The 25,064-nt window shown below is 68.1% G+C and carries 25 protein-coding genes; 9 read left to right on the top strand and 16 right to left on the bottom strand.

All coding sequences use genetic code 11. The features are described 5' to 3' along the window. Positions 1 to 51: 51 nt before the first annotated feature. From tal to ACG00Y_RS20595, 3 genes are read left to right on the top strand one after another with little or no spacing between them, the layout of a single operon-like run. A complete protein-coding gene (gene tal / locus ACG00Y_RS20605) occupies positions 52 to 993 on the top strand; it encodes a transaldolase (protein ID WP_394482109.1) in 942 nt (313 codons plus the stop codon). Positions 994 to 995: 2 nt separating this feature from the next. Then, positions 996 to 2,630: a glucose-6-phosphate isomerase gene (gene pgi, locus ACG00Y_RS20600; protein ID WP_394482107.1), complete on the top strand. Its 1,635-nt coding sequence runs from the start codon at positions 996 to 998 to the stop codon at positions 2,628 to 2,630. After that, positions 2,627 to 3,247: an HAD family hydrolase gene (locus ACG00Y_RS20595; RefSeq protein WP_394482105.1), complete on the top strand. Its 621-nt coding sequence runs from the start codon at positions 2,627 to 2,629 to the stop codon at positions 3,245 to 3,247. Before pgi ends, ACG00Y_RS20595 begins: the two co-directional genes overlap by 4 nt. On the opposite strand, the gene ACG00Y_RS20590 is transcribed toward ACG00Y_RS20595, so the two are convergent. From ACG00Y_RS20590 to ACG00Y_RS20560, 7 genes are all read right to left on the bottom strand, one after another. Continuing rightward, the gene (locus ACG00Y_RS20590; RefSeq protein ID WP_394482103.1) at positions 3,244 to 3,459 is read right to left on the bottom strand and encodes a DNA gyrase inhibitor YacG; all 216 of its coding nucleotides are present in this window, start codon (positions 3,457 to 3,459) and stop codon (positions 3,244 to 3,246) included. The genes ACG00Y_RS20595 and ACG00Y_RS20590 overlap by 4 nt on opposite strands. Positions 3,460 to 3,466: 7 nt before the next feature. Beyond that, positions 3,467 to 4,222: a cell division protein ZapD gene (gene zapD / locus ACG00Y_RS20585; protein ID WP_394482102.1), complete on the bottom strand. Its 756-nt coding sequence runs from the start codon at positions 4,220 to 4,222 to the stop codon at positions 3,467 to 3,469. 174 nt (positions 4,223 to 4,396) lie between these two features. Continuing rightward, complete coding sequence (gene coaE, locus ACG00Y_RS20580) at positions 4,397 to 5,002, bottom strand: dephospho-CoA kinase (protein WP_394482100.1); 606 nt, start codon at positions 5,000 to 5,002, stop codon at positions 4,397 to 4,399. A gap of 15 nt (positions 5,003 to 5,017) precedes the next feature. Beyond that, entirely contained in the window at positions 5,018 to 5,959 is a 942-nt protein-coding gene (locus ACG00Y_RS20575; protein ID WP_394482098.1) for a prepilin peptidase, read from the bottom strand. Positions 5,960 to 6,029: 70 nt separating this feature from the next. Continuing rightward, entirely contained in the window at positions 6,030 to 7,253 is a 1,224-nt protein-coding gene (locus tag ACG00Y_RS20570; RefSeq protein ID WP_394482096.1) for a type II secretion system F family protein, read from the bottom strand. A gap of 18 nt (positions 7,254 to 7,271) precedes the next feature. Next, positions 7,272 to 8,939: a type IV-A pilus assembly ATPase PilB gene (pilB, locus tag ACG00Y_RS20565; protein ID WP_394482536.1), complete on the bottom strand. Its 1,668-nt coding sequence runs from the start codon at positions 8,937 to 8,939 to the stop codon at positions 7,272 to 7,274. A 235-nt stretch (positions 8,940 to 9,174) separates the two neighbouring features. Then, positions 9,175 to 9,900: a siderophore-interacting protein gene (locus ACG00Y_RS20560; RefSeq protein ID WP_394482094.1), complete on the bottom strand. Its 726-nt coding sequence runs from the start codon at positions 9,898 to 9,900 to the stop codon at positions 9,175 to 9,177. 108 nt (positions 9,901 to 10,008) lie between these two features. Here ACG00Y_RS20560 and ACG00Y_RS20555 point away from each other — a divergent pair, with 108 nt between their 5' ends. Next, positions 10,009 to 10,407: a MarR family winged helix-turn-helix transcriptional regulator gene (locus ACG00Y_RS20555; RefSeq protein WP_394482092.1), complete on the top strand. Its 399-nt coding sequence runs from the start codon at positions 10,009 to 10,011 to the stop codon at positions 10,405 to 10,407. Between the two features lie 3 nt (positions 10,408 to 10,410). On the opposite strand, the gene ACG00Y_RS20550 is transcribed toward ACG00Y_RS20555, so the two are convergent. Continuing rightward, positions 10,411 to 11,337: a LysR family transcriptional regulator gene (locus ACG00Y_RS20550; RefSeq protein WP_394482090.1), complete on the bottom strand. Its 927-nt coding sequence runs from the start codon at positions 11,335 to 11,337 to the stop codon at positions 10,411 to 10,413. An 89-nt stretch (positions 11,338 to 11,426) separates the two neighbouring features. Between ACG00Y_RS20550 and aptA the strand changes: the two genes are divergently transcribed. From aptA to ACG00Y_RS20525, 5 genes are all read left to right on the top strand, one after another. Continuing rightward, positions 11,427 to 12,773: an omega-aminotransferase AptA gene (aptA, locus tag ACG00Y_RS20545; protein ID WP_394482088.1), complete on the top strand. Its 1,347-nt coding sequence runs from the start codon at positions 11,427 to 11,429 to the stop codon at positions 12,771 to 12,773. 3 nt (positions 12,774 to 12,776) lie between these two features. After that, a complete protein-coding gene (locus tag ACG00Y_RS20540) occupies positions 12,777 to 14,285 on the top strand; it encodes a CoA-acylating methylmalonate-semialdehyde dehydrogenase (protein ID WP_394482534.1) in 1,509 nt (502 codons plus the stop codon). Between the two features lie 393 nt (positions 14,286 to 14,678). Then, positions 14,679 to 15,572 (top strand): hypothetical protein, encoded by an 894-nt coding sequence (locus ACG00Y_RS20535; protein WP_394482087.1) that lies wholly within the window; start codon positions 14,679 to 14,681, stop codon positions 15,570 to 15,572. A 543-nt stretch (positions 15,573 to 16,115) separates the two neighbouring features. After that, the gene (locus ACG00Y_RS20530; RefSeq protein ID WP_394482085.1) at positions 16,116 to 17,390 is read left to right on the top strand and encodes an NAD(P)-binding protein; all 1,275 of its coding nucleotides are present in this window, start codon (positions 16,116 to 16,118) and stop codon (positions 17,388 to 17,390) included. Positions 17,391 to 17,473: 83 nt separating this feature from the next. Then, positions 17,474 to 18,361, top strand: coding sequence for a DUF4394 domain-containing protein (locus ACG00Y_RS20525; protein WP_394482083.1), 888 nt, complete (start codon positions 17,474 to 17,476; stop codon positions 18,359 to 18,361). 21 nt (positions 18,362 to 18,382) lie between these two features. Here ACG00Y_RS20525 and ACG00Y_RS20520 read toward each other — a convergent pair whose 3' ends face one another. Genes ACG00Y_RS20520 through ACG00Y_RS20485 form a run of 8 tightly spaced genes read right to left on the bottom strand, consistent with a single transcriptional unit; the run spans position 18,383 to position 25,029 of the window. Then, positions 18,383 to 19,369, bottom strand: coding sequence for an aldo/keto reductase (locus tag ACG00Y_RS20520; RefSeq protein ID WP_394482081.1), 987 nt, complete (start codon positions 19,367 to 19,369; stop codon positions 18,383 to 18,385). Between the two features lie 51 nt (positions 19,370 to 19,420). Next, positions 19,421 to 20,383 carry a Gfo/Idh/MocA family oxidoreductase gene (locus tag ACG00Y_RS20515; RefSeq protein ID WP_394482079.1) on the bottom strand — a complete coding sequence of 321 codons (963 nt, stop codon included), beginning with the start codon at positions 20,381 to 20,383 and terminating at the stop codon, positions 19,421 to 19,423. After that, on the bottom strand, positions 20,380 to 21,249 hold the full coding sequence (locus ACG00Y_RS20510; RefSeq protein ID WP_394482077.1) for a class III extradiol dioxygenase subunit beta: 870 nt from the start codon (positions 21,247 to 21,249) through the stop codon (positions 20,380 to 20,382). Before ACG00Y_RS20510 ends, ACG00Y_RS20515 begins: the two co-directional genes overlap by 4 nt. A 2-nt stretch (positions 21,250 to 21,251) precedes the next feature. Then, on the bottom strand, positions 21,252 to 21,686 hold the full coding sequence (ligA, locus tag ACG00Y_RS20505) for a protocatechuate 4,5-dioxygenase subunit alpha (RefSeq protein ID WP_394482075.1): 435 nt from the start codon (positions 21,684 to 21,686) through the stop codon (positions 21,252 to 21,254). A 3-nt stretch (positions 21,687 to 21,689) separates the two neighbouring features. Further along, positions 21,690 to 22,604, bottom strand: a complete 915-nt coding sequence (locus ACG00Y_RS20500; protein ID WP_394482073.1) for an amidohydrolase family protein — start codon at positions 22,602 to 22,604, stop codon at positions 21,690 to 21,692. Between the two features lies 1 nt (position 22,605). Further along, on the bottom strand, positions 22,606 to 23,289 hold the full coding sequence (gene ligK, locus ACG00Y_RS20495; RefSeq protein WP_394482071.1) for a 4-carboxy-4-hydroxy-2-oxoadipate aldolase/oxaloacetate decarboxylase: 684 nt from the start codon (positions 23,287 to 23,289) through the stop codon (positions 22,606 to 22,608). A 1-nt stretch (position 23,290) separates the two neighbouring features. Further along, positions 23,291 to 24,319, bottom strand: a complete 1,029-nt coding sequence (locus ACG00Y_RS20490; protein ID WP_394482069.1) for an amidohydrolase family protein — start codon at positions 24,317 to 24,319, stop codon at positions 23,291 to 23,293. Between the two features lie 14 nt (positions 24,320 to 24,333). Beyond that, entirely contained in the window at positions 24,334 to 25,029 is a 696-nt protein-coding gene (locus ACG00Y_RS20485) for a substrate-binding domain-containing protein (protein ID WP_394482067.1), read from the bottom strand. Positions 25,030 to 25,064 lie beyond the last annotated feature (35 nt).

Here is a 25,064-nt window from a genome sequence, read left to right as displayed (position 1 = left end):
GTGAAATACTATGCAGCAGTTTCTTCCCTGGGTCAATCCGGAACGAATGCCATGAACCAGCTCGACCAGCTCAAAACCCTCACCACTGTCGTTGCCGACACCGGCAACTTCCTGCAGTTGGCGCAGTTCGCGCCGCGCGACGCGACGACCAACCCGTCGCTCATCCTGAAGGCCGTGCAGTCGCCCGATTACGCGCCGTTGTTGAAGGAAACCGTCGAGGCCCACCGCGGCAAGCCGCTGGACGAGATCGTCGATCAAGTGCTCGTGCGCTTCGGCCTGGAGATTCTCAAGGTCGTGCCGGGTCGCGTGTCCACCGAGGTCGATGCGCGTCTGAGCTTTGACAAGGCCAGCAGCCTGTCCCGCGCCCGCCGCATCATCTGCCTGTACGAAGCCGCCGGCATCTCGCGCGAGCGCGTGCTGATCAAGTTGGCGTCGACCTGGGAAGGCATCCAGGCTGCCGCCGAGCTGGAGCGCGAAGGCATCCGCTGCAACCTGACGCTGCTGTTCGCCTTCGCCCAGGCCGTGGCCTGCGGTGAAGCCAAGGTGCAGCTGATCTCGCCGTTCGTGGGCCGCATTTACGACTGGTACAAGAAGTCGGCCGGCGCGGCGTGGGATGAGGCGGCCATGGCCGGCGCCAACGACCCCGGCGTCAAGTCCGTCGCGCAGATCTATGCCTACTTCAAGCAGCACGGGATCAAGACCGAGGTCATGGGCGCGAGCTTCCGCAACATCGGCCAGATCCAGGCGCTGGCCGGCTGCGACCTGCTGACCATCAGCCCTGATCTGCTGGCGCAGCTGCAGGCGACGGACGCCAAGCTGGAGCGCGCGCTCGACCCGGCCAAGGTGTCGGCGACGCCCGCCATCCACCTCGACGAAGCCGCCTTCCGCTTCGCGCTGAACGAGGACGCGATGGCCACCGAGAAGCTGGCCGAAGGCATCCGCCTGTTCGCCATCGACGCGGGCAAGCTCGACAAGCTCATCCAGGCCGCCTGATCATGACGACACGCTGCGACCTCTCTCCCGTCTGGGCTGAACTGCAAGCCCATTTCGACCAAGACGGCGCCGCGAGTGGTCGCGGCTTCGACATCCGCGAGGCCTTCAAGGCCGACGCGGGTCGCTTCCAGGCGCTGTCGTTTGAAGCGCCCGAAGTCTTCGCCGACCTCTCCAAGAACCGCATCGACGCGCCCACGCTGGCCCTGCTGCTGAAGCTGGCCGGCGACTGCGGGCTTGAATCTCGGCGTGATGCGCTGCTGCGCGGCGACCCGGTCAACCACACGGAGGGCCGCGCGGTGCTGCACACGGCGCTGCGCGCACCTAGCGGCAGCGACGCGCCCTTCAACGCCGATGTGCAGGCCTCGTTGGACGCGATGCTGGCGTTTGCCGAGAGCGTGCGGGCGGGCGAGCGCGGCGAGATCACCGACGTCGTCCACATCGGCATCGGCGGCAGCGACCTGGGTCCCGCCATGGTCGTGCAGGCGCTGCAGGCCTTCGGCCGCCGCGACTTGAAGCTGCACTTCGTCTCCAACGTCGACGGGCACGATCTGGCGCCCGTGCTGGCTGGCCTGGATGCGCAGCACACGCTGTTCGTCGTCGCCTCCAAGACCTTCACGACGCAGGAGACGCTGGCCAACGCGCAGGCCGCCAAGTCGTGGTTCCTTGCTGCGGGCGGCACTGACATCGCCCGCCACTTCGTCGCGACAAGCAGCAACACCGCTGCCGCTGCCGCCTTCGGCATCGACACCGCATTCGGCTTCTGGGATTGGGTGGGCGGCCGCTATTCGCTGTGGTCGGTCATCGGCCTGCCCATCGCCATCGCCGTCGGCGCCGACAACTTCCGCGCATTGCTGGCCGGCGCTCACGCGATGGACAAGCACTTCGCCACCACGCCGCTGGCGCGGAACCTGCCCGTGCTGCTGGGCCTGCTGGACATCTGGTATCGCAACTTCCACGGCTTCACCAGCCGCAGCGTCGCGCCCTACCACCAGGGCCTGCGCCGCCTGCCCGCCTATCTGCAGCAACTGGAGATGGAGAGCAACGGCAAGGGCGTCGACCTGGACGGCAATGCACTGCCGTTCGGCACGTCGCCCGTCGTCTGGGGCGAGGCCGGCACGAATGGCCAGCACGCCTATTTCCAGATGCTGCACCAGGGCACGGACGTGATCCCGGTCGAGTTCATCGCCGTGAAGCGCCCCAACCACGGCGTGACCGGCGAGCTGGCCGAGAAGCTCGCCGACCAGCACCGCAAGCTGCTCGCCAACTGCCTTGCGCAGAGCCAGGCCTTGATGCAGGGCAAGACCGCCGCCGAGGCGCTGACCGAGAAGGCGCCAACCGCCTCGGCCACGCTGGACCGCGACGTGCTGTCCCGCCACCGCAGCTTCCCCGGCAATCGCCCCAGCACCACGCTCGTGCTGCACGCGCTGACGCCGCGTTCGCTCGGCGCGCTGATTGCTCTCTACGAACACCGCGTCTTCGTGACCGGTGCACTGTGGGGCATCAACAGCTTCGACCAGTGGGGCGTGGAGCTGGGCAAGGCGCTGTGCAACCAGCTGCTGCCGCGCCTGGACAGCGGCGACGCCGCCGGCCTGGATGGTTCGACCGCCGGCCTGCTGACCCGTCTGGTGAGCGCATGAAGATCGTCTTCGACTTCGGCGGCGTGGTCTTCCGCTGGCACCCCGCCAGCTTCCTGGCGCGCGTCTGGCCGCATCGCATCGAGACTTTGGAGCAGGGCGCCCAGGCGGCATCGGTCTTTTTCCAGAACTACGGTGGCGACTGGGGTCTGTTCGACCAGGGGCTGATCGGTGCCGACGAGGTGGTGCGCCGCATCTCCGCTCGCACGGGCTGGCCCCTGGGTGACGTGGCCGCCGTTGTGCGCGCGGTGCCGGACGAGTTGATGCCCATCCCGGGCACGGTCGTGCTGATCCGCGACCTGCGCGCGGCAGGCCACACGCTGCACTTCCTGTCCAACATGCCGGAGCCCTACGCGGACCACCTGAGCGCGACCTACCCGCTGAGCGAGTGGTTCGAGTCGGGCCTGTTCTCCGGCCGCGTCAAGCAGGTCAAGCCCGGCGCCGAGATCTATGCGATGGCCGAGCGGCACTTCAACGCGGCGCCCGAGGAGCTGCTGTTCCTGGACGACCACCCGGTCAACGTCGAGGCGGCGCTGTCGCGCGACTGGCAGTCCTTCCTGTTCACCGATGCCGCCAGCGCGCGGCGTGAACTCGTGTCCAGGCGACTGCTGAACGCCTAGTGCACGAGCGGCGCGCCGTCAGGCCCGTATTCATCGGGGTTCTGAGGCGGTGTCGCCGGCAGGCGGAATGACTCGCTGGCCCAGGCGCCGAGGTCGATCTGCCGGCAGCGTTCGCTGCAGAACGGCCGCCACTTGTTGCTGGGCGCGAACACGCTGTCGCCGCTGCATTGCGGGCAGCGGACGAGGCGCTCACCTTGGGCGTTGGTCTTCATGGGGTGCTCACTGACAAAGTGCCAGCTCGAAGCTGCTGTCTTCCGGCGCCAGCTTGAGCCGGCCTTCTTCGTCCTGGCGCATCAGGCGGATGGAGATCATCAGCCTATGGCCTGAAATCTCGGGTATGAGGCCCAGGCTGGGGTCGATGCGCATGCGCAGCAACTGGTAGACGCGGCCCGCCGGCAGGCTCTGCTGGAACTGGCCTGCGGTGGCCGCGACCTTGTGCGGCGCGCCCGAGTCGCGCAGCAGGCCCAGCAACACCTGCAGTGCCTCGGCCATGGGCATCAGCGTCTGCGCCCAGCCCATCAAGTCCTTGCGGCGGCGCACCGGCGGCTGCTGCTGCCAGTGGTAGTAGGCCGGCAGGTCGAACTCGCAGGTGCCGCCGGGGATGCTGATGCGGCTGCGGATGCTCATCAGCCAGTCGTTGCCGTTCAGCACCGCGCCGGTCTTGCCGGTCAGCCCATTGAGCCGCTGGTAGGCGCCATCGATGCGGGCGACGACTTCGTCGAGCCGCGCATCGTCGACACCGGGGCTGCCGCGGAAGCCATTGAACTGCGCCTTGTGCTTCTCCAGCTCCTTCAGCAGGTCGCTCTTCAGGTCGGCGCGCGAGGCCACGTCGAGGATCTCGAACAGCGTGACCAACGCAAAGTGGTGGTCCAGCGCGGGGTCGCGGGCCATCAAGGCGCCGAAGCGGTCAAACAGGTGTTCGAGGCGGAGCATCGTGCGGATGCTCTCGTTGAACGGGTACTCGTACAGGACCACGGCGGGGAGTTCAGTCAGAGGGTGAGAGTTTTTCAGACGTGCCCGAAAGGCGCGTCAAAACGCCCTCGAACTAGGCGCAAATCGCAGCCATAGCGAGCTATGGCGAGCATTTGCAACGACGGGCGAGGGTGTTTTGGCGGGCAAGGCGGGCATGGATGACAAGCTCTCACCCTCTCAGGGCTGCGTGATTGTTTCACAGCCCCAGCGGGCGGCCAGGCTCCTGACCTCGTTTCTGAGCGTGTCCAGTGGTATGCCGTCGTTCAGCAACACGGCGTCGGCGGCGGCGCGGCGCGCCTCGCGCGTCGCCTGGGCAGCGAGGACGCCTTCGACGCCCTCCCGTGTCCAGCCTGGCCGCTGCAGCACACGCTCGATCTGCGTCGCGGCGGAGCAGTCGACAACGAGCACGCGCGCGACGCGTGACCGCCAGCGGCCGGATTCCACCAGCAGCGGCACGTCGAAGACGATCAGCGGCGCGGTGGCCGCGTCCGCCTGCGCGAGGGCCCCGGCGGTGATGAGCGGATGCAGGATGGCCTCCAGCCTGCGCTTGGCCGCCGCGTCGGAGAAGGCGAGGGCGCGCATGCGCTCGCGGTCCAGCGCGCCGTCGGTGGTCACGAAGTCCGCGCCGAATTCCTGCGCGATGGCCGGCATGGCTGCGCCGCCAGCCAGCGTCAACGCGCGCGAGATGGCATCCGTGTCGACGATGGCCGCGCCCGCTTCGCGCAGGAAGCCGGCGACCGTGCTCTTGCCCGAGCCGATGCCGCCGGTCAGGCCAATCCTCATTTGTTGTGCATGCGGTCAGGCCCAGCCCAGCCAGCCCAGCACCGTCTGGCTGCCCGCGAACAGCACGACCAGGCCGCCGCCGGCCAGGAAGGGGCCGAAGGGCACGTAGCGGCCCTCGCGCAGGCTGGCCGTCAGCTTCATCAGCAGGCCCACGACGGCGCCCACCGCCGAGGCTCCCAGCACGACCGGCAGCAGCATCTGCCAGCCCAGCCAGGCGCCCAGGGCCGCCAGCAGCTTGAAGTCGCCCGGCGCCATGCCGATCTGGCCGCGCAGCTTGGCGTACAGCCCGGCGATGGACCACAGCGACAGATAGCCGGCCACGGCGCCGATGACAGCGTTCTCCAGCGAGACCGGCGTCCAGCCCAGCAGCGCAGCCAGCAGCCCGGCCCACAGCAGCGGCTGGTTGATGACGTCGGGCAGCAGCGTGGTGTCCCAGTCGATCATCGCCAGCGCAATCAGCGCGGCGACGAAGCCGCACCACAGCAGCGTCGTCGGCTGTGCGCCGAAGCGCCAGGACAGCGCCGCGAAGGCCAGCCCGGTCGCGACCTCGATGACGGGATAGCGCTTGGAGATCGGCGCCTTGCAGGCCGCGCACTTGCCGCCCAGGCGCAGCCAGCCGACGAGCGGCAGGTTCTCGTGCCAGCGCAGCTGGTGGCCGCAGTGTGGGCAGCGCGAACGCGGTGTTGCGATGCCCAGCGGCGGCAGTTCCTCGATCTTGGTGCCGTAGGCATCGACGGCCTTGGCCAGCTTGTCGGTCTCGGCCCGGGGCACGCCGGCGACGCGCGTCATGACGGCTGGGTCGATCAGCTGGGCGGCGGCGTCATGCAGCCACTCCCGCTCCAGCATCAGCGGCAGGCGGTGGATGACGACGTTCAGGAAGCTGCCGATGCACAGGCCGAAGAGGCCCAGCAACCAGGGCGAGAGCCAGAGAGACCAGTCGATGGAGGCGAGAGGCATGGAGGGACGGGCAACGGGTGAAGGGATGCGGGCGGCAGGCCGCCCGCGTTCGGCGTCCTGCCGCGGTCGCTCAGACGACCGTGCCGATCTTGAAGATGGGCAGGTACATGGACACGACGATGCCGCCGATCAAGGTACCGAGGATGACGATGATGAAGGGCTCCATCAGGCTGGACAGCGCCTTCACGGCCTCGTCCACCTCGTCCTCGTAGAACTCGGCGGCCTTGGCCAGCATGTGGTCCAGCGAGCCGGACTCCTCGCCGATGGAGGACATCTGCAACACCATGGTCGGGAAGATGCCGGTCGTCTGCATCGACGTCGTCAGCGCGGAGCCGGTGGAGACGTCGCGCTGGATCTGTTCGGTGGCCTCCTGGAAGACCGCGTTGCCCGAGGCGCCGCCGACGGAGTCCAGCGCCTCGACCAGCGGCACGCCCGCCGCGAACATCGTCGACAGCGTGCGCGTCCAACGCGCCACGGCCGACTTGTAGAGCAGGTCGCCGAACACGGGGATCTTCAGCAGGATGCGGTCCATGCGCTTCTGCATCTTTTCCGAGCGCTTCCAGCTCTGGATGAAGAAGTACAGGCCGCCGCCGATGCCGCCGAAGATGGCCCACCAGTAGCTGACGAAGAACTCAGACATCGCGATGACGATCAGCGTCGGTGCGGGCAGGTCGGCGCCGAAGGACGTGAACACGTCCTTGAAGGCCGGGATGACGAAGATCATGATGACCGCGACGACGATGAAGGCCACGACCAGCACGGCGATCGGGTAGGTCAGCGCCGACTTGATCTTGTTCTTCAGCGCGACGGTCTTCTCCTGGTAGATGGCCAGGCGGTCCAGCAAGGCCTCAAGAATGCCGCCCGTCTCGCCGGCCTCGACGAGGTTGCAGTACAGCGCGTCGAAGTACATCGGGTGCTTGCGGAAGGCGGCGGACAGGCTGGTGCCGGTCTCCACGTCCTGGCGGATGTCGTTGAGCAGCCGGGTCAGGCGCGGGTTGGTTGCGCCGCGGGCGACGATGTCGAAGGCCTGCAGCAGGGGCACGCCGGCGCGCATCATCGTGGCGAGCTGGCGCGTGAAGACGGCGATGTCCTTCTGCTTGATGGACGTGCCGCCGCTGGTGCGGCGCTTCTTGACCTTGTTGACGAGGATGCCCTGGCGGCGCAGCGTGGCGCTGACCATGGCTTCGCCACCGGCGCGCAGTTCGCCCTTGACGATCTTGCCGTTGCGGTCCTTGCCCTCCCACTCGAAGACGAAGTCCTTGACGCCTTTTGCTGCTGCGGTTGCAGTGGCCATGCGCTCTCCTGAGCTGATTTATTCGTTGGTGGCGGCCAGGACTTCTTCAAGCGTCGTGACACCGAGCCGGACCTTGACGAGGCCCGACTGACGCAAGTCACGCACGCCCTCTTTCCTGGCCTGGTCCGCGATGTCCATGGCCGTGCCCTCCGCGAGGATGATGCGTTGGATGGCTTCGGTGATGGGCATCACTTGGTAAAGGCCGACGCGGCCCCTGTAACCGTTCGTGCAGTTGTTGCAGCCGACCGCACGGAAGGGCTTCCAACTGCCGTCGAATTCTTCTTCGAGGAACCCGGCCTTCAACATGGCTTCGCGAGGGTACTCGGCCGGCTGCTTGCAGTTCTCGCACAGGCGTCGCACCAGGCGTTGGGCCGTGATCAACAGCACGCTGGAAGCGATGTTGAACGGCGCCACGCCCATGTTCAGCAGGCGCGTCAGCGTCTTGGGTGCGTCATTGGTGTGCAGCGTCGACATGACCATGTGGCCGGTCTGCGCGGCCTTGATCGCGATGTCGGCCGTCTCCAGGTCGCGGATCTCGCCGACCATGATGATGTCCGGGTCTTGCCGAAGGAAGGACTTCAGCGCCGCAGAGAAGTTCAGGCCGGCCTTGTCGTTGACGTTGACCTGGTTGATGCCCGGCAGGTTGATTTCCGCGGGGTCCTCGACGGTCGAGATGTTGACGCCCGGCTGGTTCAGGATGTTCAGGCAGGTGTAGAGCGACACCGTCTTGCCGGAGCCCGTCGGGCCGGTCACCAGCACCATGCCATAGGGGCGGTAGATGCAGGCGAGCAGGCGCTCCTTCTCGATCTTCTCGTAACCCAGCGCCTCGATGCCCAGCTTGGCTGAGGACGAGTCCAGAATACGGATGACGATCTTCTCGCCGAACAGCGTGGGCAGCGTGCTGACGCGGAAGTCGATGGACTTGGCGCCGAACTTCAGCTTCATGCGCCCGTCCTGGGGCACGCGCTTCTCGGCGATGTCCAGGCGCGAGATCACCTTGATGCGCGAGGCCAGCTTGTCCTTGATGGCGATGGGCGGCTGCGTGATCTCGCGCAACTCGCCGTCGACGCGGAAGCGCACGCGGTAGTGGTACTCGTAGGGCTCGAAGTGAAGGTCCGAGGCGCGCAGGTTGATGGCATCCACCAGCATCTTCTGCAGGAAGCGCACGACCGGCGCGTCCTCGACATCGGCCAGCTCCGCCGCCTCCTGCTGCGGTGCTGCGTCGTCCTCGGCGATGTCGAAGTCGAAGTCGCCGCCGGCGATGGACTCCAACGACTCCGTCGCACTGACGCCGACATTCGTCAGCATCTTGGCCAGCTTGTCGTGCTCGACGATGACCCACTCGGGCTGCAGCTGCGTCGCGAACTTGATGCGCTCGATGACCTCCAGGTCGGTCGGGTCCGCGCCGCCGACGAACAGGCGATTGCCGCGCCGCGACAGCGCCACCACCTGGTATTGCTGGGCCAGCTTGCCGTCGATGACGTTCTGCGGCATGCGCTGCGGGTCCATCGCCGCCAGATCCAGCAGCGGCAGCGCAAGCGCACTTGAGAGCGTGTGCGCCAGGTCTGCAGGCGATACCTGGCCGCTGGCGATCACGGCGTTGACGAAGCTGATCTTCTTTTCGCGCGCCTGCTTGACGAGATCCTCGGCGGCCTTGGCCTGCAGCTTGCCGGCATGCACGAGCATGCGCGCAACCCCGGACAGGGCGGACTGAAGCGGCTCGGCGAGCGTGGTTTCCACTGCGATGACGTCGGCGACGCGAAGACCTGAAGTCCGACGATTGTGCCAGTGGCGGCACTATTACCCAGCAAGCCGGTTTGCCGGGCTTGCGTGACGGATTCAGCAGTGCCGCAGGGCGGTGAGAGGCGCTTCGTCCCGCAGGGAAGACCGGCTCAGGCCGAGAGGATTCGAGCCGCCGGCATCAGGTGTCGATCGTCTCGTGGAAAGCCGCTGCGCCGGCCTTCCAGTAGGCCGCCACCTTCAGCGCCTCCTTGGGCAGGCCCTTGGCCACCAGCAGCGGGCGCAGGGCGGCCATCGCCGACGCCTCGCCAGCAGCCCAGGCAAAGCCTTCGCCGTCGGGCAGCGCCAAGGCGGCGACGGCGGCCTGCAGTTCCTCGGGTGTTGCCACCCATTGCACTTGCGCGTGAGCAGGCAAAGGCCGACGGTCCGCAGCGTCGCCGACCTGCAGCAGCACGATGACGTGCGCCTCGGGCTGCAACTCTTCCAGGCGGCGATGCACGGCGGGCAGCGCGGAGTCGTCGCCGATGAGCAGGTGCCAGTCGTAGTCGGTTGGGATGACCATGGAGCCGCGCGGGCCGGCGACGGCGAGGCGCTGGCCGACCGCCGCCTGTCGCGCCCAGTCAGAGGCGGCGCCGCTGCCGTGCAGCGCGAACTCCAGGGTCAGTTCACGACGATCCGTGTCGAAGCTGCGCGGCGTGTAGTCGCGCTTGGCGTCGTCGCCGAAGAACAGCTTCACATGGTCATCAAAGGAATCGGAGCGGAAGCTGGCCAGTGATTCGCCGTGGAGCGTGACGGCGACGAAGTTGGGGCTGAGCTGCTCGACGCGCGTGACTTCGAGGTCGCGGCGTTGCAGTTCATGGCGGATGCGCTGGATGCGGCGGGCGGGGGCGGTTGCAAGGTCTGACATGGATTGATGCATTGGTTGATAATGTCATCCATCATGCGCAAACAAGTTGATACTGTCAACCATAAATCCAGCCTGGCCGACGAAGTCGTGGAAAGCGTCCACGCTGTCATGCACCGCTTCCGCTCGCTGCAGTTCCAGGCGCTGAAGGAAGCGGCGCATGACCTCAGCCACATGGAGGCCAAGGCGCTGGGCTTCTTCGCCGCCCGGCCGGGCGCGACGCAGAGCGAGCTGGTCCAGCACGCGGGGCGCGACAAGGGCCAGGTGGCGCGGCTGATCGCGGGCCTGCGCGAGCGCGGCCTGCTGGAGGCCGGCGCCGACGCGGCCGACAAGCGCAGCGTGCGCCTGCAGGTCAGCGCCGAGGGCAAGGCCTTGCAGCAGCAGGTGCGCAAGCAGGCGCAGCGGGTCTCGGCGCAGGCCGTCAGCGGGCTGGACGAGGCGGAGTGCCGACAGCTGCTGGCGCTGCTGGGCAAGCTGCGCGAGAACCTGGAGCAGGGCGCAGGCGAGTAGCCCTCAGCCCGCCGCGTGCGCGGCTTCCAGCGCCTGCACCAGCGTCGACGCGGCGCGGGTGGGCGCAGGGTCGCGGCGATGGATGCAGGCAAAGCTGCAGTCATAACTCAACTCATCGACCGACACGGCGCGCATGCGGCCCGCGTCGACAAAGGGCTGGGCGTAGTGGTCCGGCAGGAAGCCGACGAAGCCGCCGGTCAGGATCAGCGTGGCCACGCCTTCCTGGTCCGACGCGGTGGCCGCCCGCTCCAGCTTGCGGCGGTGCGTCAGCACGAGGTTGGGCGAGTGGTAGCCCAGGCCAGCCAGTGGCTGGCGCCGCAGGTCGGCCCAGCGCCAGCGGTGGTCGGCTGCAAACCAGGGGTGCCCCTGGCCGGCGTAGAGGTGCATCTGCTCGCCGAACAGCGGCCGGTAGGCCAGGCTGTCCGAGCGCCGGTGCTCGGGGATCACGCCCACCTGGAACTGGCCCGACAGCACGCCCTGCTCGATGTCGGTGATGGTGCCGACGTGGATGTGCAGCTTCACGCCCGGCGCGGCCTCGTGGAACTGCGCCAGCGCGCGGGCGATGTGGCAGGCAGGGTTGCTGGCGGTCTTCTCGAACAGCGCCAGGTGCAGGTCGCCGCCGATCTGCTGGTGGATCTCCTCCAGCCGGGCGCGGAAGTCGGTGGTGGCGGCCAACAATTGCAGCGCCGCCGCATACAGCCCGGCGCCCTCGGCGGTCAACGCAAAGCCAGCGCGGCCGCGGCGGCACAGCACCAGGCCCAGGCGTTCCTCCAGGTCCTTGATCTGCCGGCTGATGGTGGGCATGCCGACGTTGAGCTCCAGCTCCGCCGCCGCCATGCCGCCGCATTCGACGACCGCCTTGAAGACGCGCAGCAGGCGCAGGTCCACGTCGGCGATCTGGCCAGGGAGGTTCGCTGTCTTTGGTTTCATCAGCAGGCAAGTAGACATCGAGATGTGGGCATTTTCTACAAGCATCGGCTTGGGCAGGATGCCGGCGCAAACCACTCGCACGAGACGCCATGACGCTCACCGCAGACCAAGACCGACCCGCAGGCTGGATGGACGCCCACTGGATGCCCTTCACCGGCAACCGCCAGTTCAAGGCCAACCCGCGCGTGCTGACCGGCGCGGCCGGCGCCTACTACCGCACCGACGAAGGCCGGCAGATCTTCGACGGCCTGTCGGGCCTGTGGTGCACGGGCCTGGGCCATGCGCGCACCGAGATCGTCGACGCCGTCAGCCGCCAGGTGCGAGAGCTGGACTACTCGCCCGCCTTCCAGTTCGGCCACCCGCTGTCGTTCGAGCTGGCCAACAAGATCGTCGAGAAGATGCCGACCGGCCTGAACCGTGTGTTCTTCACCGGCTCGGGTTCGGAGTCGGCCGACACGGCGCTGAAGATGGCCCGGGCCTACTGGCGCGTGAAGGGCCAGGCCACCAAGACGCGGCTGATCGGCCGCGCCAAGGGCTATCACGGCGTCAACTTCGGCGGCATCTCGGTCGGCGGCATGGTGGGCAACCGCAAGCACTTCGGCCAGGGTGTGGAGGCCGACCACCTGCCGCACACCCAGCCGCCCAACGGCAGCTTCTTCAAGGGCATGCCGCCGCAGGAGGGGCCCATGGGTGCCGCGCTGGCGGACGAGCTGCTGCAGCTGATCGCGCTGCACGACGCCAGCAACATCGCCGCCGTCATCGTCGAGCCGTTCTCGGGCTCGGCCGGCGTCGTCATCCCGCCGGTGGGCTATCTGCAGCGGCTGCGCGAGATCTGCACCGCGCACAACATCCTGCTGATCTTCGACGAGGTCATCACCGGCTTCGGCCGCGCCGGTGCGTGGACCGGTGCCGAGGCCTTCGGCGTGACGCCCGACATCCTGAACGCCGCCAAGCAGATCACCAACGGCGTGCAGCCGCTGGGCGTGGTCGTCGCGAAGCAGGAGATCCACGACGCCTTCATGGCCCAGGGCGGGCCCGACTACATGCTGGAGTTCCCGCACGGCTACACCTACTCGGCCCACCCGGTCGCCTGCGCGGCGGGCATCGCGTCGCTGGACCTGCTGGAGAGCGACCATGCGCTGGAGCGCGTCAAGGCGCTGGCGCCCAAGCTCGAAGCGGCGGTGCATGGCTTGCGCACGGCCAAACACGTCGCCGACATCCGCAACTACGGCCTGGCCGCCGGCATCACCGTCACGCCGCTGCCCGGCGAGCCGGCCAAGCGCCCCTTCGACATCGCGATGGCCATGTATGCCAAGGGCTTCTACGTGCGCTACGGCGGCGACACCATCCAGCTCGCGCCGCCCTTCATCAGCACCGAGGCGCAGATCGACACGCTGGTCTCCGCCTTGGGCGACTGCTTCAATGCGACTGCCTAACTCATCCATCAAGAGCAACCTGTGATCACCCATCTCATCAACGGCCAGCCCGTCGACGGCGGCAGCCGCTCGGCCGACGTCTTCAACCCCGCCACCGGCAAGGTCGGCGAGCAGGTCCGCCTGGCCGACCGCGCCACGGTCGAGTCGGCCATCGCCGCCGCGCAAGCCGCCTTCCCCGCCTGGCGCAACACGCCGCCGCTCAAGCGCGCCCGCGTGATGAGCCGCTTCAAGGAGCTGCTGGAGCAGCATGCCGACACGATCTGCCGCCTCATCACCGACGAGCACGGCAAGGTGCTGGCCGACAGCCTGGGCGAGTTGCAGCGTGGCATCGAGAACGTCGAGTACGCGAGCTATGCGCCCGAGCTGCTGAAGGGCGAGCACAGCCGCAACGTCGGCCCGGGCATCGATGCCTGGTCGGAGTTCCAGGCCTTGGGCGTCTGCGCCGGCATCACGCCGTTCAACTTCCCGGCCATGGTGCCGCTGTGGATGTGGCCCATGGCCGTGGCCTGCGGCAACACCTTCATCCTGAAGCCCTCCGAGCGCGACCCCAGCAGCACGCTGTTCATCGCCCAGCTGGCCCAGGACGCCGGCCTGCCGCCGGGCGTGCTGAACGTCGTCAACGGCGACAAGGAGGCCGTGGACACGCTGCTGACCGACCCGCGCGTGCAGGCCATCAGCTTTGTCGGCTCGACGCCGGTTGCCGAATACATCTACTCGACCGGCACCAAGCACGGCAAGCGCGTGCAGGCCCTGGGCGGCGCGAAGAACCACGCCGTCGTCATGCCCGATGCGGACATCGACAACGCCGTGACGGCGCTGATGGGCGCGGCCTTCGGCTCCTGCGGCGAGCGCTGCATGGCCATTCCGCTGGTGGTGGCGGTGGGCGACGCGACGGCCGATGCCGTGCGCGAGAAGCTCGTCGCCGAGATGGCCCGCATGAAGATCGGCTCGGGCCGCGAGGCCGGCTGCGACATGGGGCCGCTGGTCACCAAGGCGCACCTGGACAAGGTGCGCGGCTATGTGGACCAGGGCGTGGAAGAGGGCGCCGAGCTGGTGGTGGACGGCCGCAGCCTGACGGTTGCGGGGCACGAGGCCGGCTACTTCCTCGGCCCCTGCCTGTTCGACCGCGTGACGCCCGGCATGCGCATCTACGAGGAAGAGATCTTCGGCCCGGTGCTCGGCATCGTCCGTGTGGACAGCCTGCAGGCCGCGATGGCCATGATCGACGCCCACGAGTACGGCAACGGCACCTGCATCTTCACGCGCGACGGCGAGACGGCGCGGCACTTCACCGACCACATCCTCGTCGGCATGGTGGGCGTCAACGTGCCGCTGCCGGTGCCGGTGGCGTACCACTCCTTTGGCGGCTGGAAGCGGTCGCTGTTTGGCGACTTGAATGCCTATGGGCCGGATGCGGTGCGGTTCTACACAAGGCGCAAGCAGATCACGCAGAGGTGGCCGTCGGCGGGGGTGAGGGAGGGGGCGGTGTTCTCGTTTCCGTCGAGCAAATGAGGTGAGCTGGCCGCCTGCGCAGCGCGGTAGGTGCCGCGTTTGCGTGGAGATGTGACCGTTGCTTTGCACCGCACCGCTGGACGCTTTCTCCCGGCCGTCAGCGGTCGATGGTGAAGGGAAGTTCCCCGAGGGCGACCACGTCGCGCTGGAAGCTTGGACGAGGCAAGTCCCATCAGGAGATCACCCTGCAGTAGGCAGGCGCAGTAGCTATGCGGCGGTGAGGGCGCATGACGCAGGCCTAGGGTTGGAGAGCCACCCGAGCGTCACTCCTGCTGCCCTGTTGCTCGTGCCTGGCGTTGATGCGCCGAAGCGCGGACTCAGCAGTTTTGATGGTGTGCGGCGGGCCTAGGCGCTCAACAGTCTGGCCCCATCGGCATCGCCGCCACGTGTGGCATGCCTAGCCCGCGTCCTCATCACCGTTCAACACTGGGAGCCACCATGAAAGCGCTTGGGAAGACATTGCTGCCGATCACCCTTTCTGCCCTTCTTGCCCTGTCGATCTGCTCGACGGGTGCCCATGCTGCGGACGACGCCGCAAAGAGCGCTGCCGATGCGGCCGGCAGCGCCGCCAGTGCGGCTAGCTCTGCGAAGGCGGCCGAGGCCGCTGCCGCCAAGTTCGACCTGCCGGTGGACATCGCCGTGGGCGACCGCATCAAGCTGCGATCCAACATTGTGGGCCTTGCGGGCGCGAACGGCGCGACCACGGCCAACGCCCCGAGATACACCTGCCTGCGTGTCAATCGCCTGGGCGCCAATGGCGGCCTCACGGTCTCCGTGGAAGACAAATCGCGCCTCGGGACCTGCGATGAGCCGACTGGTGCTGGCGATGTCAAGGTTGGCGACTCCTACACCATTACCGCAGAGCAGCTGAAGAACGCCTCCTACTCCCGCTACGGCTGGATCTACGGCCCCATGGTTGTGCCCTTCAAGTACTTTCCGCACGACCGCAGCTTCGAGCCGTCGCAGTCTCTGGGCATGTACGCGGGCTACCGCACGAGCTGGTTCGAGTCGCGCGGCCTGAGTTTCGTGGGCAGCGCCGGCGTGGCGACGATGAAGGTGTCCCAGGTCGTCGACGACCCGGCCAAGCCCGGCAGCAAGACGACCAAGGAAAACACCATCGCGGGCTACACCGTGGCGGGCGGCGTGTTGTTTGACCTGACCCGCGAGGCCAAGCCCTTTGTGGCCGGTCTGCTGGTGGGGCGCGACTTTGTGGGCCGCAATTCGGCGCTGGAATACAAGCACGACAACAAGACCTGGATCGCGCTGCAGCTCGGCTGGGCTCAGTAACCCGCTGCCGGCGGGCGCGGACTCCACGCACCCACCTCAACGCCCCCCCCCGGCGCACTCGCAACCCCATTGGTAGACCCATGATGAGCATCAATCGGATTGTTCAGAGGACCTGCGTCGCCTGCTGAGGCTTGGCGCCTACCCGCGCAACTACTGGTGGAGCGCCTTCGCCGCAGAGCGAAGCATCAAGAGATGCTGAAGCGGATCGCCGACACCGCAGCCTCGGCATCCTTCCCCCTGCTGTTGGCATGGGTCGCAGCTAAGGTGGACGCCCTGAATCTGCTCCCATTGCCCTTGTTCAACGGCGGTTCTATTTTTGGCTGCACTGGGACCGCGCGTCGGTATCAAGCGCGTGTGGCCAAAGGCGGCCACGCGCGCATTGTTCGCGGTGTATGCGGCCTTGCTACTGCTGTGGGCTGCGGCGCTTGTGATCCATGTCTTTGAGGTCTGAATAGCTGGCCGATGCATTTGCGCGGGTGGCCTCGGTCTTGATGCCTCCAGTCGGCCCATCAGATTCCTGGTGACACCAGCTACCCTGCGCCGATGAACATCGCCGTCATCGGCGCCGGCATCGCCGGCTTGGTGGCCGCGTGGCAGCTGTCGCGGCGCCATGCGGTGACGCTGTTTGAACGCCATGCGGTGCCGGGCTTCATCGCCAGCTCGGTGGCGCTCAACGACGCCGCAGCCCCGGGCTTGCGGGTCGACGTGCCGCTGCGCGTGTTCTACCCCGGCTACTACCCGACGCTCACTCGCCTCTATGCCGAACTCGGCGTGGCCACCGAGCCGGTGGACTACGCCACCACCTTCAGCGGCTGCGACGGCCGCGCCTACTTCCGCTGGCGCAATGCGCGCCTGGGTGGCTGGTCGCTGCCCTATGTGCTGCCGCAGGACGTGGCCAGCGCGCGTGGGTGGCGCATCGTGCAGGGCGCGCTGCGCTTCCATGCCCGGGCGCGCGCGGCTCAGGCGGCCGGGGAGCTGGGCGGCGCCAGCATTGGCGAGTTCGTCGCCGCCGAGCGCATCGCCCCCGAGTTCGTCGACGGCCTGCTGCTGCCGGCCGTCGCCACCATCGCCACCTGCAGCACCGCAGACGCACGCGCCTACCCCGCCGCCGTGGTGGCCGGCTATGCCACCGCCGGCGTGGGGCGACAGAGCGTGCGCCGGGCGCGCGACGGCGCCGACGCGGTGGCCGCGAAGCTGCTGGCCGGCATCACGCGCGTGCAGTGCAGCGCCGGCGTGGTGGCCGTTCGGCGCACAGCCGATGCCGGCCGCGTGGTGGTGCAGCACGCCACCGGCGAGGAGGCGTTTGACCATGTCGTCTTCGCCACGCAGGCCAACCAGGCGCTCGCCTTGCTGGCCGACTCCGCGCCGGACGAGGCCGCCGCGCTGGCCGCCTTCCGCTACCGCGCGCTGGAGGTGTTGATGCACCGCGACACCGCGCTGATGCCGCCGCGCCGCGCCGACTGGTCGCCGGTGAACGCGCGCGTCTGTGCGGAACACGCGCAACCCGAAAGCACCATCTGGATCAACCGCGTGCAGCCGGGGCTGCGTCACGCCGTGCCGCTGTTCCAGACCGTGATGCCGCAGCGCGCGCCGCGAGACGACAGCGTCATCGGCCATGCCCGCTTCGAGCGCCCGCTGGTGGGCGCTGGCAGCGGCGCGGCCCTGGCCGCGTTGCAGCGCCTGCATGCGCAGCCGGGGCGCCGCGTGTGGTGGTGCGGCTCCTATGCCGAGGCCGGCGTGCCGCTGCTGGAAAGCGCGGTGCGGTCGGCGCTGGCGGTGGCCGAGCGTTTGGAGCCTGGCGCCGCCGGGGCTTCCTGATCGCGGCGCCGGCGCCTGCATCCGGTTCGACCGGTGCCGCGTACAGCGTTTGGCATTCCCACAACTCGACCCAAGGGCCCGTCATGACCACCGCCTCCTTCCAACGCGCAAGCCTTGCCGCAGTGCTGCTCGCCAGCCTGGCCGCCTGTTCCACCATGGCGCCGGAGCCCGAAGGTGACATGCGCGATGAAAGAGCGGTCGCCGTCACCGCGTCGAACAAGCTGCTCAAGTTCAATGCCGGCCGCCCGGGCCGCATCCTGGCCACCGTCAACATCACCGGCCTGCAGGCTGGCGAAACCCTGCTGGGCATCGACTACCGCGTGTCCAAGGAGCAGCTCTACGCGCTGGGCAGCACGGGCCGGCTCTATACCGTCGACGACGAGACCGGTGCCGCCACCGTCGTCGGCAGCCCGTTCGCGGTGAAGCTGGAAGGCACGCAGTTCGGCTTTGACTTCAACCCGGCGGTGGACCGCATCCGCGTGGTCAGCAACACCGGGCAGAACCTGCGCCTGCACCCCGACACCGGCGCGGTCGTGGACGGCAACGCGACGCTCGACGGCGTGCAGACCGACGGCAAGCTGGCCTATGCGGCGGGTGACACCAACGCGGGCAAGTCGCCCGTCGTCGTGGGCGCGGCCTACAGCTACAACAAGGCCGACCCCAAGATCACTACCAACTTTGCGCTCGACGCCACCACGGGCGCGCTGGTGACGCAGGGCACGCGTGAAGGCGTGGCACCCGCCGTGTCGCCCAACACGGGGCAGCTGATGACGGTCGGCGCCCTGGGCATGGCGTTCACCAACGCGGCCTTCGACATCCAGGCGCTGAGCGACGTGGCGTTCGCCGCCTTGAACAGCGACGGCGCCGCCGCCAGCCGCTGGGTCACCATCGATCTGAAGACCGGCGCGGCCAGGTCGCTGGGCACCGTGGGTGGCGGCGAGCGCGTGGTGGGGATGGCGCTGGAGCCCTGAAGCAGCCCGCGCGGTAGCCGCCTAGAACTCCTCGGTGTCGATCTCGGCCTGCGTCGCCGCGTTGTAGCGGGCGCCGCTGACGGTGTGACGGTTGATCAGCGCGTCCAGACGCTGCAGCGTCGCACCGTCCAGCTGCAGCTGGGGCGCGGCGATCAGCGCCCATAGATGCTCGGGCCTGGACGTGCCGGGGATGGGGATGATGTCGTCGCCCTTTTGCAGCAGCCAGGCCAGCGCCAGCGTGGCCGGCGCACAGTGCAGCCGCGCCGCTTCGTCCTGGAAGGCGTCCAGCAGCTTCAGGTTGGCCGCGTAGTGCTCGGCCGAGAAGCGAGGCATGGCGCGGCGGATGTCCTTGGGCTCCAGCTTGCTGACGTCGCGCAGCTCGCCGCCCAGGAAGCCGCGCGCCAGCGGGCTGAAGGCGACAAAGGCGATGCCCAGCTCGCGGCAGGCGTCCAGCACGGCGATCTCGGGGTTGCGCGTCCACAGCAAGTACTCGGTCTGCAGTGCGGCGATGGGGTGGACGGCGTGCGCACGACGCAAGGTGGCGGCCGACACTTCGGACAGGCCGAGCGCACGCACCTTGCCGGCCCGCACGAGATCGGCCATCGCGCCGACGCTGTCCTCGATGGGCACCTTGAAGTCCAGCCGGTGCAGGTAGAGCACGTCGATGACGTCGGTGCGCAGCCGCTTCAGGCTGGCCTCGACGCTGGCGCGAATCGTGTCTGGTAGGCCGTCGATGACGCGCTGGCCATTGACGCCCTGCATGCCGCATTTGCTGGTCAGCACGATGCGCTCGCGGTGCTGGGCCAGCAGGCTGCCGAGCAGCTCCTCGTTGGCGCCAAAGCCGTACAGCGCCGCCGTGTCGAACAGCGTGATGCCGCCGTCCAGCGCGCCGTTCAGCACGGCAGCCGCCACGTCGCGCGGCGGCGGCGTGCCATAGGCGTGGCTGAGGTTCATGCAGCCCAGGCCGATGGCCGAGACTTCGAAGGGGCCGATGCGGCGAGTTTTCATTTCATTTGGCCATTCCACATTGGCAGCCTGTAGGGCGGGTCATGACCCGCCCTACGTGCCGGCGTTCAACTGCCGTTCGAGGTCGTGCAGCACGCGATAACAGGGCAGCACCTGGGCCACGCTGCTGTTGGGCTCGCGGCCTTCGCGGATGGCGGCGAAGAACTCGCGGTCCTGCAGCTCGATGCCGTTCATGGACACGTCCACCGCCGACACGTCGATCCTGTTTTCCTTGCCATCGAACAAGTCGTCGTAGCGGGCGAGGTAGGTGCCCGTGTCGCCGATGTAGCGGAAGAACGTGCCCAGCGGCCCGTCGTTGTTGAAGGACAGGCTCAGCGTGCAGATCGCGCCGTTGGCGGCCTTGAGCTGGATGCTCATGTCCATCGCGATGCCCAGCGTCGGGTGGATGGGGCCTTGCAGCGCGTTCGCCTGCACGACCGGGCTCTGCGCCTGGTAGGCGAACAGGTCGACCGTGTGTGCGGCGTGGTGCCAGAGCAGATGGTCGGTCCAGCTGCGCGGCTGGCCCAGCGCGTTCATGTTGCTGCGGCGGAAGAAGTAGGTCTGCACGTCCATCTGCTGGACGTTGAACTCGCCCGCCGCGATCTTCCTGTGCACCCACTGGTGGCTGGGGTTGAAGCGCCGCGTGTGGCCGCACATGGCGACCAGGCCGGACTGCTGCGCCACAGCGATGACCTCTTCGCCATCGGCCAGCACGTCGCACAGCGGAATCTCCACCTGCACATGCTTGCCGGCCTTCAGGCAGGCCAGCGTCTGGCTGGCGTGCATCTGCGTGGGCGTGCAGAGGATGACGGCGTCGACCTCGGGCAGGGCCAGGCTGTCGGCCAGGTCAGTGGTGACGTGCTGGATGCCGTACTTCTGAGCGACCTCGCGGGTCTTGTCCAGGTCGCGGCTGATCAGCGAGACGACCTCGACGCCTTCGATGTTCTTGATGCCGTCCAGGTGCTTGATGCCGAAGGCGCCGGCGCCGGCGAGGGCGACCTTGATCGTGCTGCTCATTGCGAGTTCTCCAGAATCAGATGTCCCACCGCCGTGTTCGACGCAGGCACGTGATAAAAGCGATGCGCGACCTTCGGGGCCGCACCGCCGTTGATGTCGGCCATCGCGCCACGCGCAATCATCCACATGACCAGCTCGATGCCTTCCGAGCCGGCCTCGCGCACGTACTCGTCATGCGGCACGCGCGAGAGCGCGTCGGGCTCGGCGATCAGCCGGTCCAGGAAGCGGTTGTCCCAGTCGCGGTTGATGAGGCCGGCGCGCGGGCCCTGCAGCTGGTGGCTCATGCCGCCGGTGCCCCAGATCTGCACGTTCAGGTCCGGCCCGAACGACTCCACCGCACGGCGGATGGCCTGGCCCAGCATGAAGCAGCGCCGCCCCGACGGCACCGGGTAGTGCACGACGTTGACGGCAAACGGGATGACCGCGCAGGGCCAGGCGCCCTGCACAGGATCGGTTTGCCCGCACATCAGCGACAGCGGCACCGTGAGGCCGTGGTCCACGTCCATCTTGTTGACGATGGTCAGGTCGAAGTCGTCCTGGATGACGCTGTGCGCAATGTGCCCCGCCAGCTCCGGGTGGCCGATGACCGGCGGCACCGGGCGCGGGCCCCAGCCTTCGTCGGCGGGCTCGAAGCGCGCGGCCGTGCCGATGGCGAAGGTGGGGATCAGGTCCAGGCTGAAGGCGGTGGCATGGTCGTTGTAGACGAGGAAGACGACGTCCGGGCGGTTGTTGGCCAGCCAGCGCTTGGACGGCTCGTAGCCGGCGAACACGGGCTGCCAGTAGGACTCGATGGTCTTGCCCAGGTCCAACGCCGCGCCGATGGCGGGCACGTGCGAGGTGTAGACGGATGCGGTGATGCGGGCCACGGTTACTTCTTCCCTGCTTTGCCTTGCGGCTGTCGATGAGCTTGCGCGTCGCCGTCTTCGCCGATGCGCCGGTTGCCTTCCACGGAGCGTCCGCCAGAGATCATCATGTGGCGGTACTCCTCTTCGCTCATGCCGGTCATGCTGCCGGCCAGCTGCTGGAAGCTGCGGCCGTCGGTCGCGCCGATCTTGGCGAGGAAGTAGATGTTGCCGCCCAGGCGGATGCACTCGTTGAGGTCGCGTGCCAGCACCGCTTCCTTCTGCGCGTCGGTCATGGGCCATTCATCGAGGTAGGCCCGCTCGCCGGCCTTGAAGCGGGCGCGGTTGTCGGCCTTCATCAGCGACATGCAGAACTGGTTGAGCCAGTAGCCCTTGCGGCACTGGTCGGCGTCGAAGATGGTGGTGCCGGGGATGTCGGTGTAGGACTTGTCGAGGGGCATGGATCAATCCAGTTCTGGCCAATACAGGCGCATCGGGTTGTCTACCAGCAGCCGGCGTTGCTGTTCGGGCGTCGGCGCGATGTGCGGGATGAAGTCCACCAGCAGGCCGTCGTCGGGCATGTGGTCCTTCAGGTTGGGGTGGGGCCAGTCGGTGCCCCACAGCACGCGGTCGGGGAACTCGCTCATCACGCGGCGTGCGAAGGGCACGACGTCGCGGTAGGCCGCCTGCTCGCCGTCCAGCGCGCGCGGGCCGGTGACGGACAGGCGCTCGGGGCAGCTGAGCTTGCTCCACACATTGGCGTTCTCGCGCATGAAGCGCAGGAACAGTTCGAACTCGGGGCCGTCGACGGGCTTGCTCACGTCCGGCCGGCCCATGTGGTCGACGACGACGGTGGTGGGCAGGGCGGTGAAGAAGTCCCACAGCTCGGGCAGGTCGGCGGCCTCGAAGTAGATGACGACATGCCAGCCGAGCTTGGCGATGCGCGCGGCGATCTCCTGCAGCTCGTCCTTGGGCGTGAAGTCCACCAGCCGCTTGACGAAGTTGAAGCGCACGCCGCGCACGCCCGCCGCATGCATGCGCCACAGCTCGTCGTCGCTGATGCCGCGCCGCACGGTGACGACGCCGCGCGCCTTGCCGCCGGAGCTTTGCAGCGCGTCCAGCAGCGCGCCGTTGTCGGCGCCGTGGCAGGTGGCCTGGACGATGACGTTGCGCGCAAAGCCGAGGTGGTCGCGCAGCGCGAACAGCTGGTCCTTGCTGGCGTCGCAGGGCGTGTACTTGCGTTCCGGCGCATAGGGGAACTCGGCACCGGGGCCGAAGACGTGGCAGTGCGCGTCCACTGCGCCGGGTGGCAGCTGGAACCTGGGTTTGGCGGGGCTGGCGTACCAGTCCAGCCAGCCGGGGGTCTTGGTGAATTCCATATCAGTCCACGTAGCGCAGGCCGGCCTTCTCAAGCGGCTCGCGCATCTTGTACATGTCCAGGCCCAGCACGCCGGAGGCCAGCCTGGCGCGCTTCTCGCCCTCGAAGCTCTCGCGCTTGAGGGCGGCTTCCAGCGTGTCGACCGCACGCGCGGCCGGCACGCAGACGACGCCGTCGTCGTCGGCCACGATGACATCGCCCGGCGTGACCCACATGCCCGCGCAGACGACGGGGATGTTGACCGAGCCCAGCGTGGCCTTGATCGTGCCCTTGCTGCTGATGGCACGGCTCCAGACGGGGAAGCCCATCTGCTGCAGCGTCTTCACGTCGCGCACACCGGCGTCGATGACCAGCGCGCGCGCGCCGCGGGCCTGGAAGGAGGTGGCGAGCAGGTCGCCGAAGTAGCCGTCGGTGCAGTCGGCGGTGACGGCCGCGACGACGATGTCGCCTTCTCTGATCTGCTCCGCTGCGACATGCATCATCCAGTTGTCGCCCGGCTGCAGCAGCACCGTGACCGCCGTGCCCGACACCTGCGCGCCGGCGTAGATGGGCCGCATGTAGGGCTTGAGCAGGCCCACGCGGCCCATGGCCTCGTGCACGGTGGCCGAGCCCAACGCGGCCAGGCCGTCGGCAGCGGCGCGGTCGGCGCGGCGGATGTTGCGGTAGACGACGCCAAGTTCGTACATATCAAAGGCCCTTCGCTTTGAGTTGCGTATCCAGGCGCGGGAAGACGCGGCGGGCATTGCCTTCATAGACCGCGTGGCGGTCCGCGTCGCTGAGGTTGGCCGTGGCCTCGACGTAGCGCTTGGTGTCGTCGAAGTAGTGGCCGGTCTCGGGGTCGATGCCGCGCACGGCGCCGATCATCTCGGAGGCGAACAGGATGTTCTTCACCGGGATCACCTGGGTCAGCAGGTCGATGCCTGGCTGGTGATAGACGCAGGTGTCGAAGAAGATGTTGTTCAGCAGGTGCTCTTGCAGCAGCGGCTTCTTCAGCTCCTGCGCCAGGCCACGGAAGCGCCCCCAGTGGTAAGGCACCGCGCCGCCGCCGTGCGGGATCAGGAACTTCAGCGTCGGGAAGTCCTTGAACAAATCACTCGTCAGGAACTGCATGAAGGCCGTCGTGTCGGCATTCAGGTAGTGGGCCCCGGTGGTGTGGAAGCAGGCGTTGCAGCTGGTCGAGACGTGGACCATGGCCGGGATGTCGTACTCGACCATCTTCTCGTAGATGGGGTACCAGTGCCGGTCCGATAGCGGCGGCGCGGTCCAGTGGCCGCCGGAGGGGTCGGGGTTGAGGTTGATGCCGACGTTGCCGAACTGCTCCACGCACTTGACCAGCTCGGGGATGCAGGTCGCCGGGTCCACGCCGGGCGACTGCGGCAGCATCGCGGCCGGCACGAAGTGGTCGGGGAAGAGCTGGGCGACGCGGTAGCAAAGCTCGTTGCAGATGGCGGCCCAGGTGGCGGACGTCTGGAAGTCGCCGATGTGGTGGGCCATGAAGCTGGCGCGCGGGCTGAAGATGGTCAGGTCCGAGCCGCGCTGCTTCATCAGCCGGAGCTGATTGGTCTCGATGCTCTCGCGCAGCTCGTCGTCGCTGATCTTCAGCTCGCTGGCCTTGGGCGCGTGGCTCGGGTCCTTGAGTGCGGCGATCTGCAGGTCGCGCCAGGCGCCGAGCGCTGCCGGGGCGGTCGTGTAGTGGCCGTGGACGTCGATGATCATGGCGGGGTCGTCTTTCAGGAGGATGCGGACGGGCTCATGCCGTGGGCGAGCTTGATGCTCGCGGTGTCGGCACTGGCCAGGAAATCGAGCAGCGCCTGGGCGGCGCCAGGCTGTGCGCTGTGCGCGCCGACGGCGCCCGTGAAGGTGGTGACGATGTCCAACTGCGGCGGCAGGCCGCCAAGCAGCTTGATGCCGGCGATGCCCTGCAGTTCGGTGAGCTGCTGGAAGCCAATCTCCGCCTCGCCGGCGGCGACGAGGCCACCCACCGGCACCCCCGGCCGGGCCTGGACGAGGCGGGCGCCCAAGGTCTCGCCCAGGCCCCAACGGTCGAAGATCTGCAGCAGCGCGCGGCCGCTGGGGCCGGTGGAATAGCCGATGGTCTTGGCAGCCAGCAGCGTGTTGCGCAGCGCGTCTTCCGAACCGATGTCGCGCCTTGGCGAGCCCTCGCGCACGGCGATGGCGATGCGTGAGTCAGCCATCGCCTGCGGGGCCCGCACATGGCCTTGCTCGGCCAGCGTGGCGAGTGCGTCGCCAGCCAGTACGACGACGTCGAAGACCTCGCCCGCCTGCACGCGCTTGGCGGCGTCCACGCCGCCTGCGGACTCAAGCCGCACCGCTGTGCCGCTGCGCTGCCGATAGGCATCGGTCAGCGCGACCAGTAGCGGCTTGGTCGCCATGGAAGACAGCAGCGTGATCTCGGTAGAAGGCATGGCGCAGGCAGATGGGAGCTGGCCGCATTCTTCTG

The organism is Pelomonas parva (assembly GCF_043555835.1).
GTDB classification, from domain to species: Bacteria; Pseudomonadota; Gammaproteobacteria; order Burkholderiales; family Burkholderiaceae_C; genus Pelomonas; species Pelomonas parva.
This window is presented reverse-complemented; position numbering and strand designations above follow the sequence as displayed.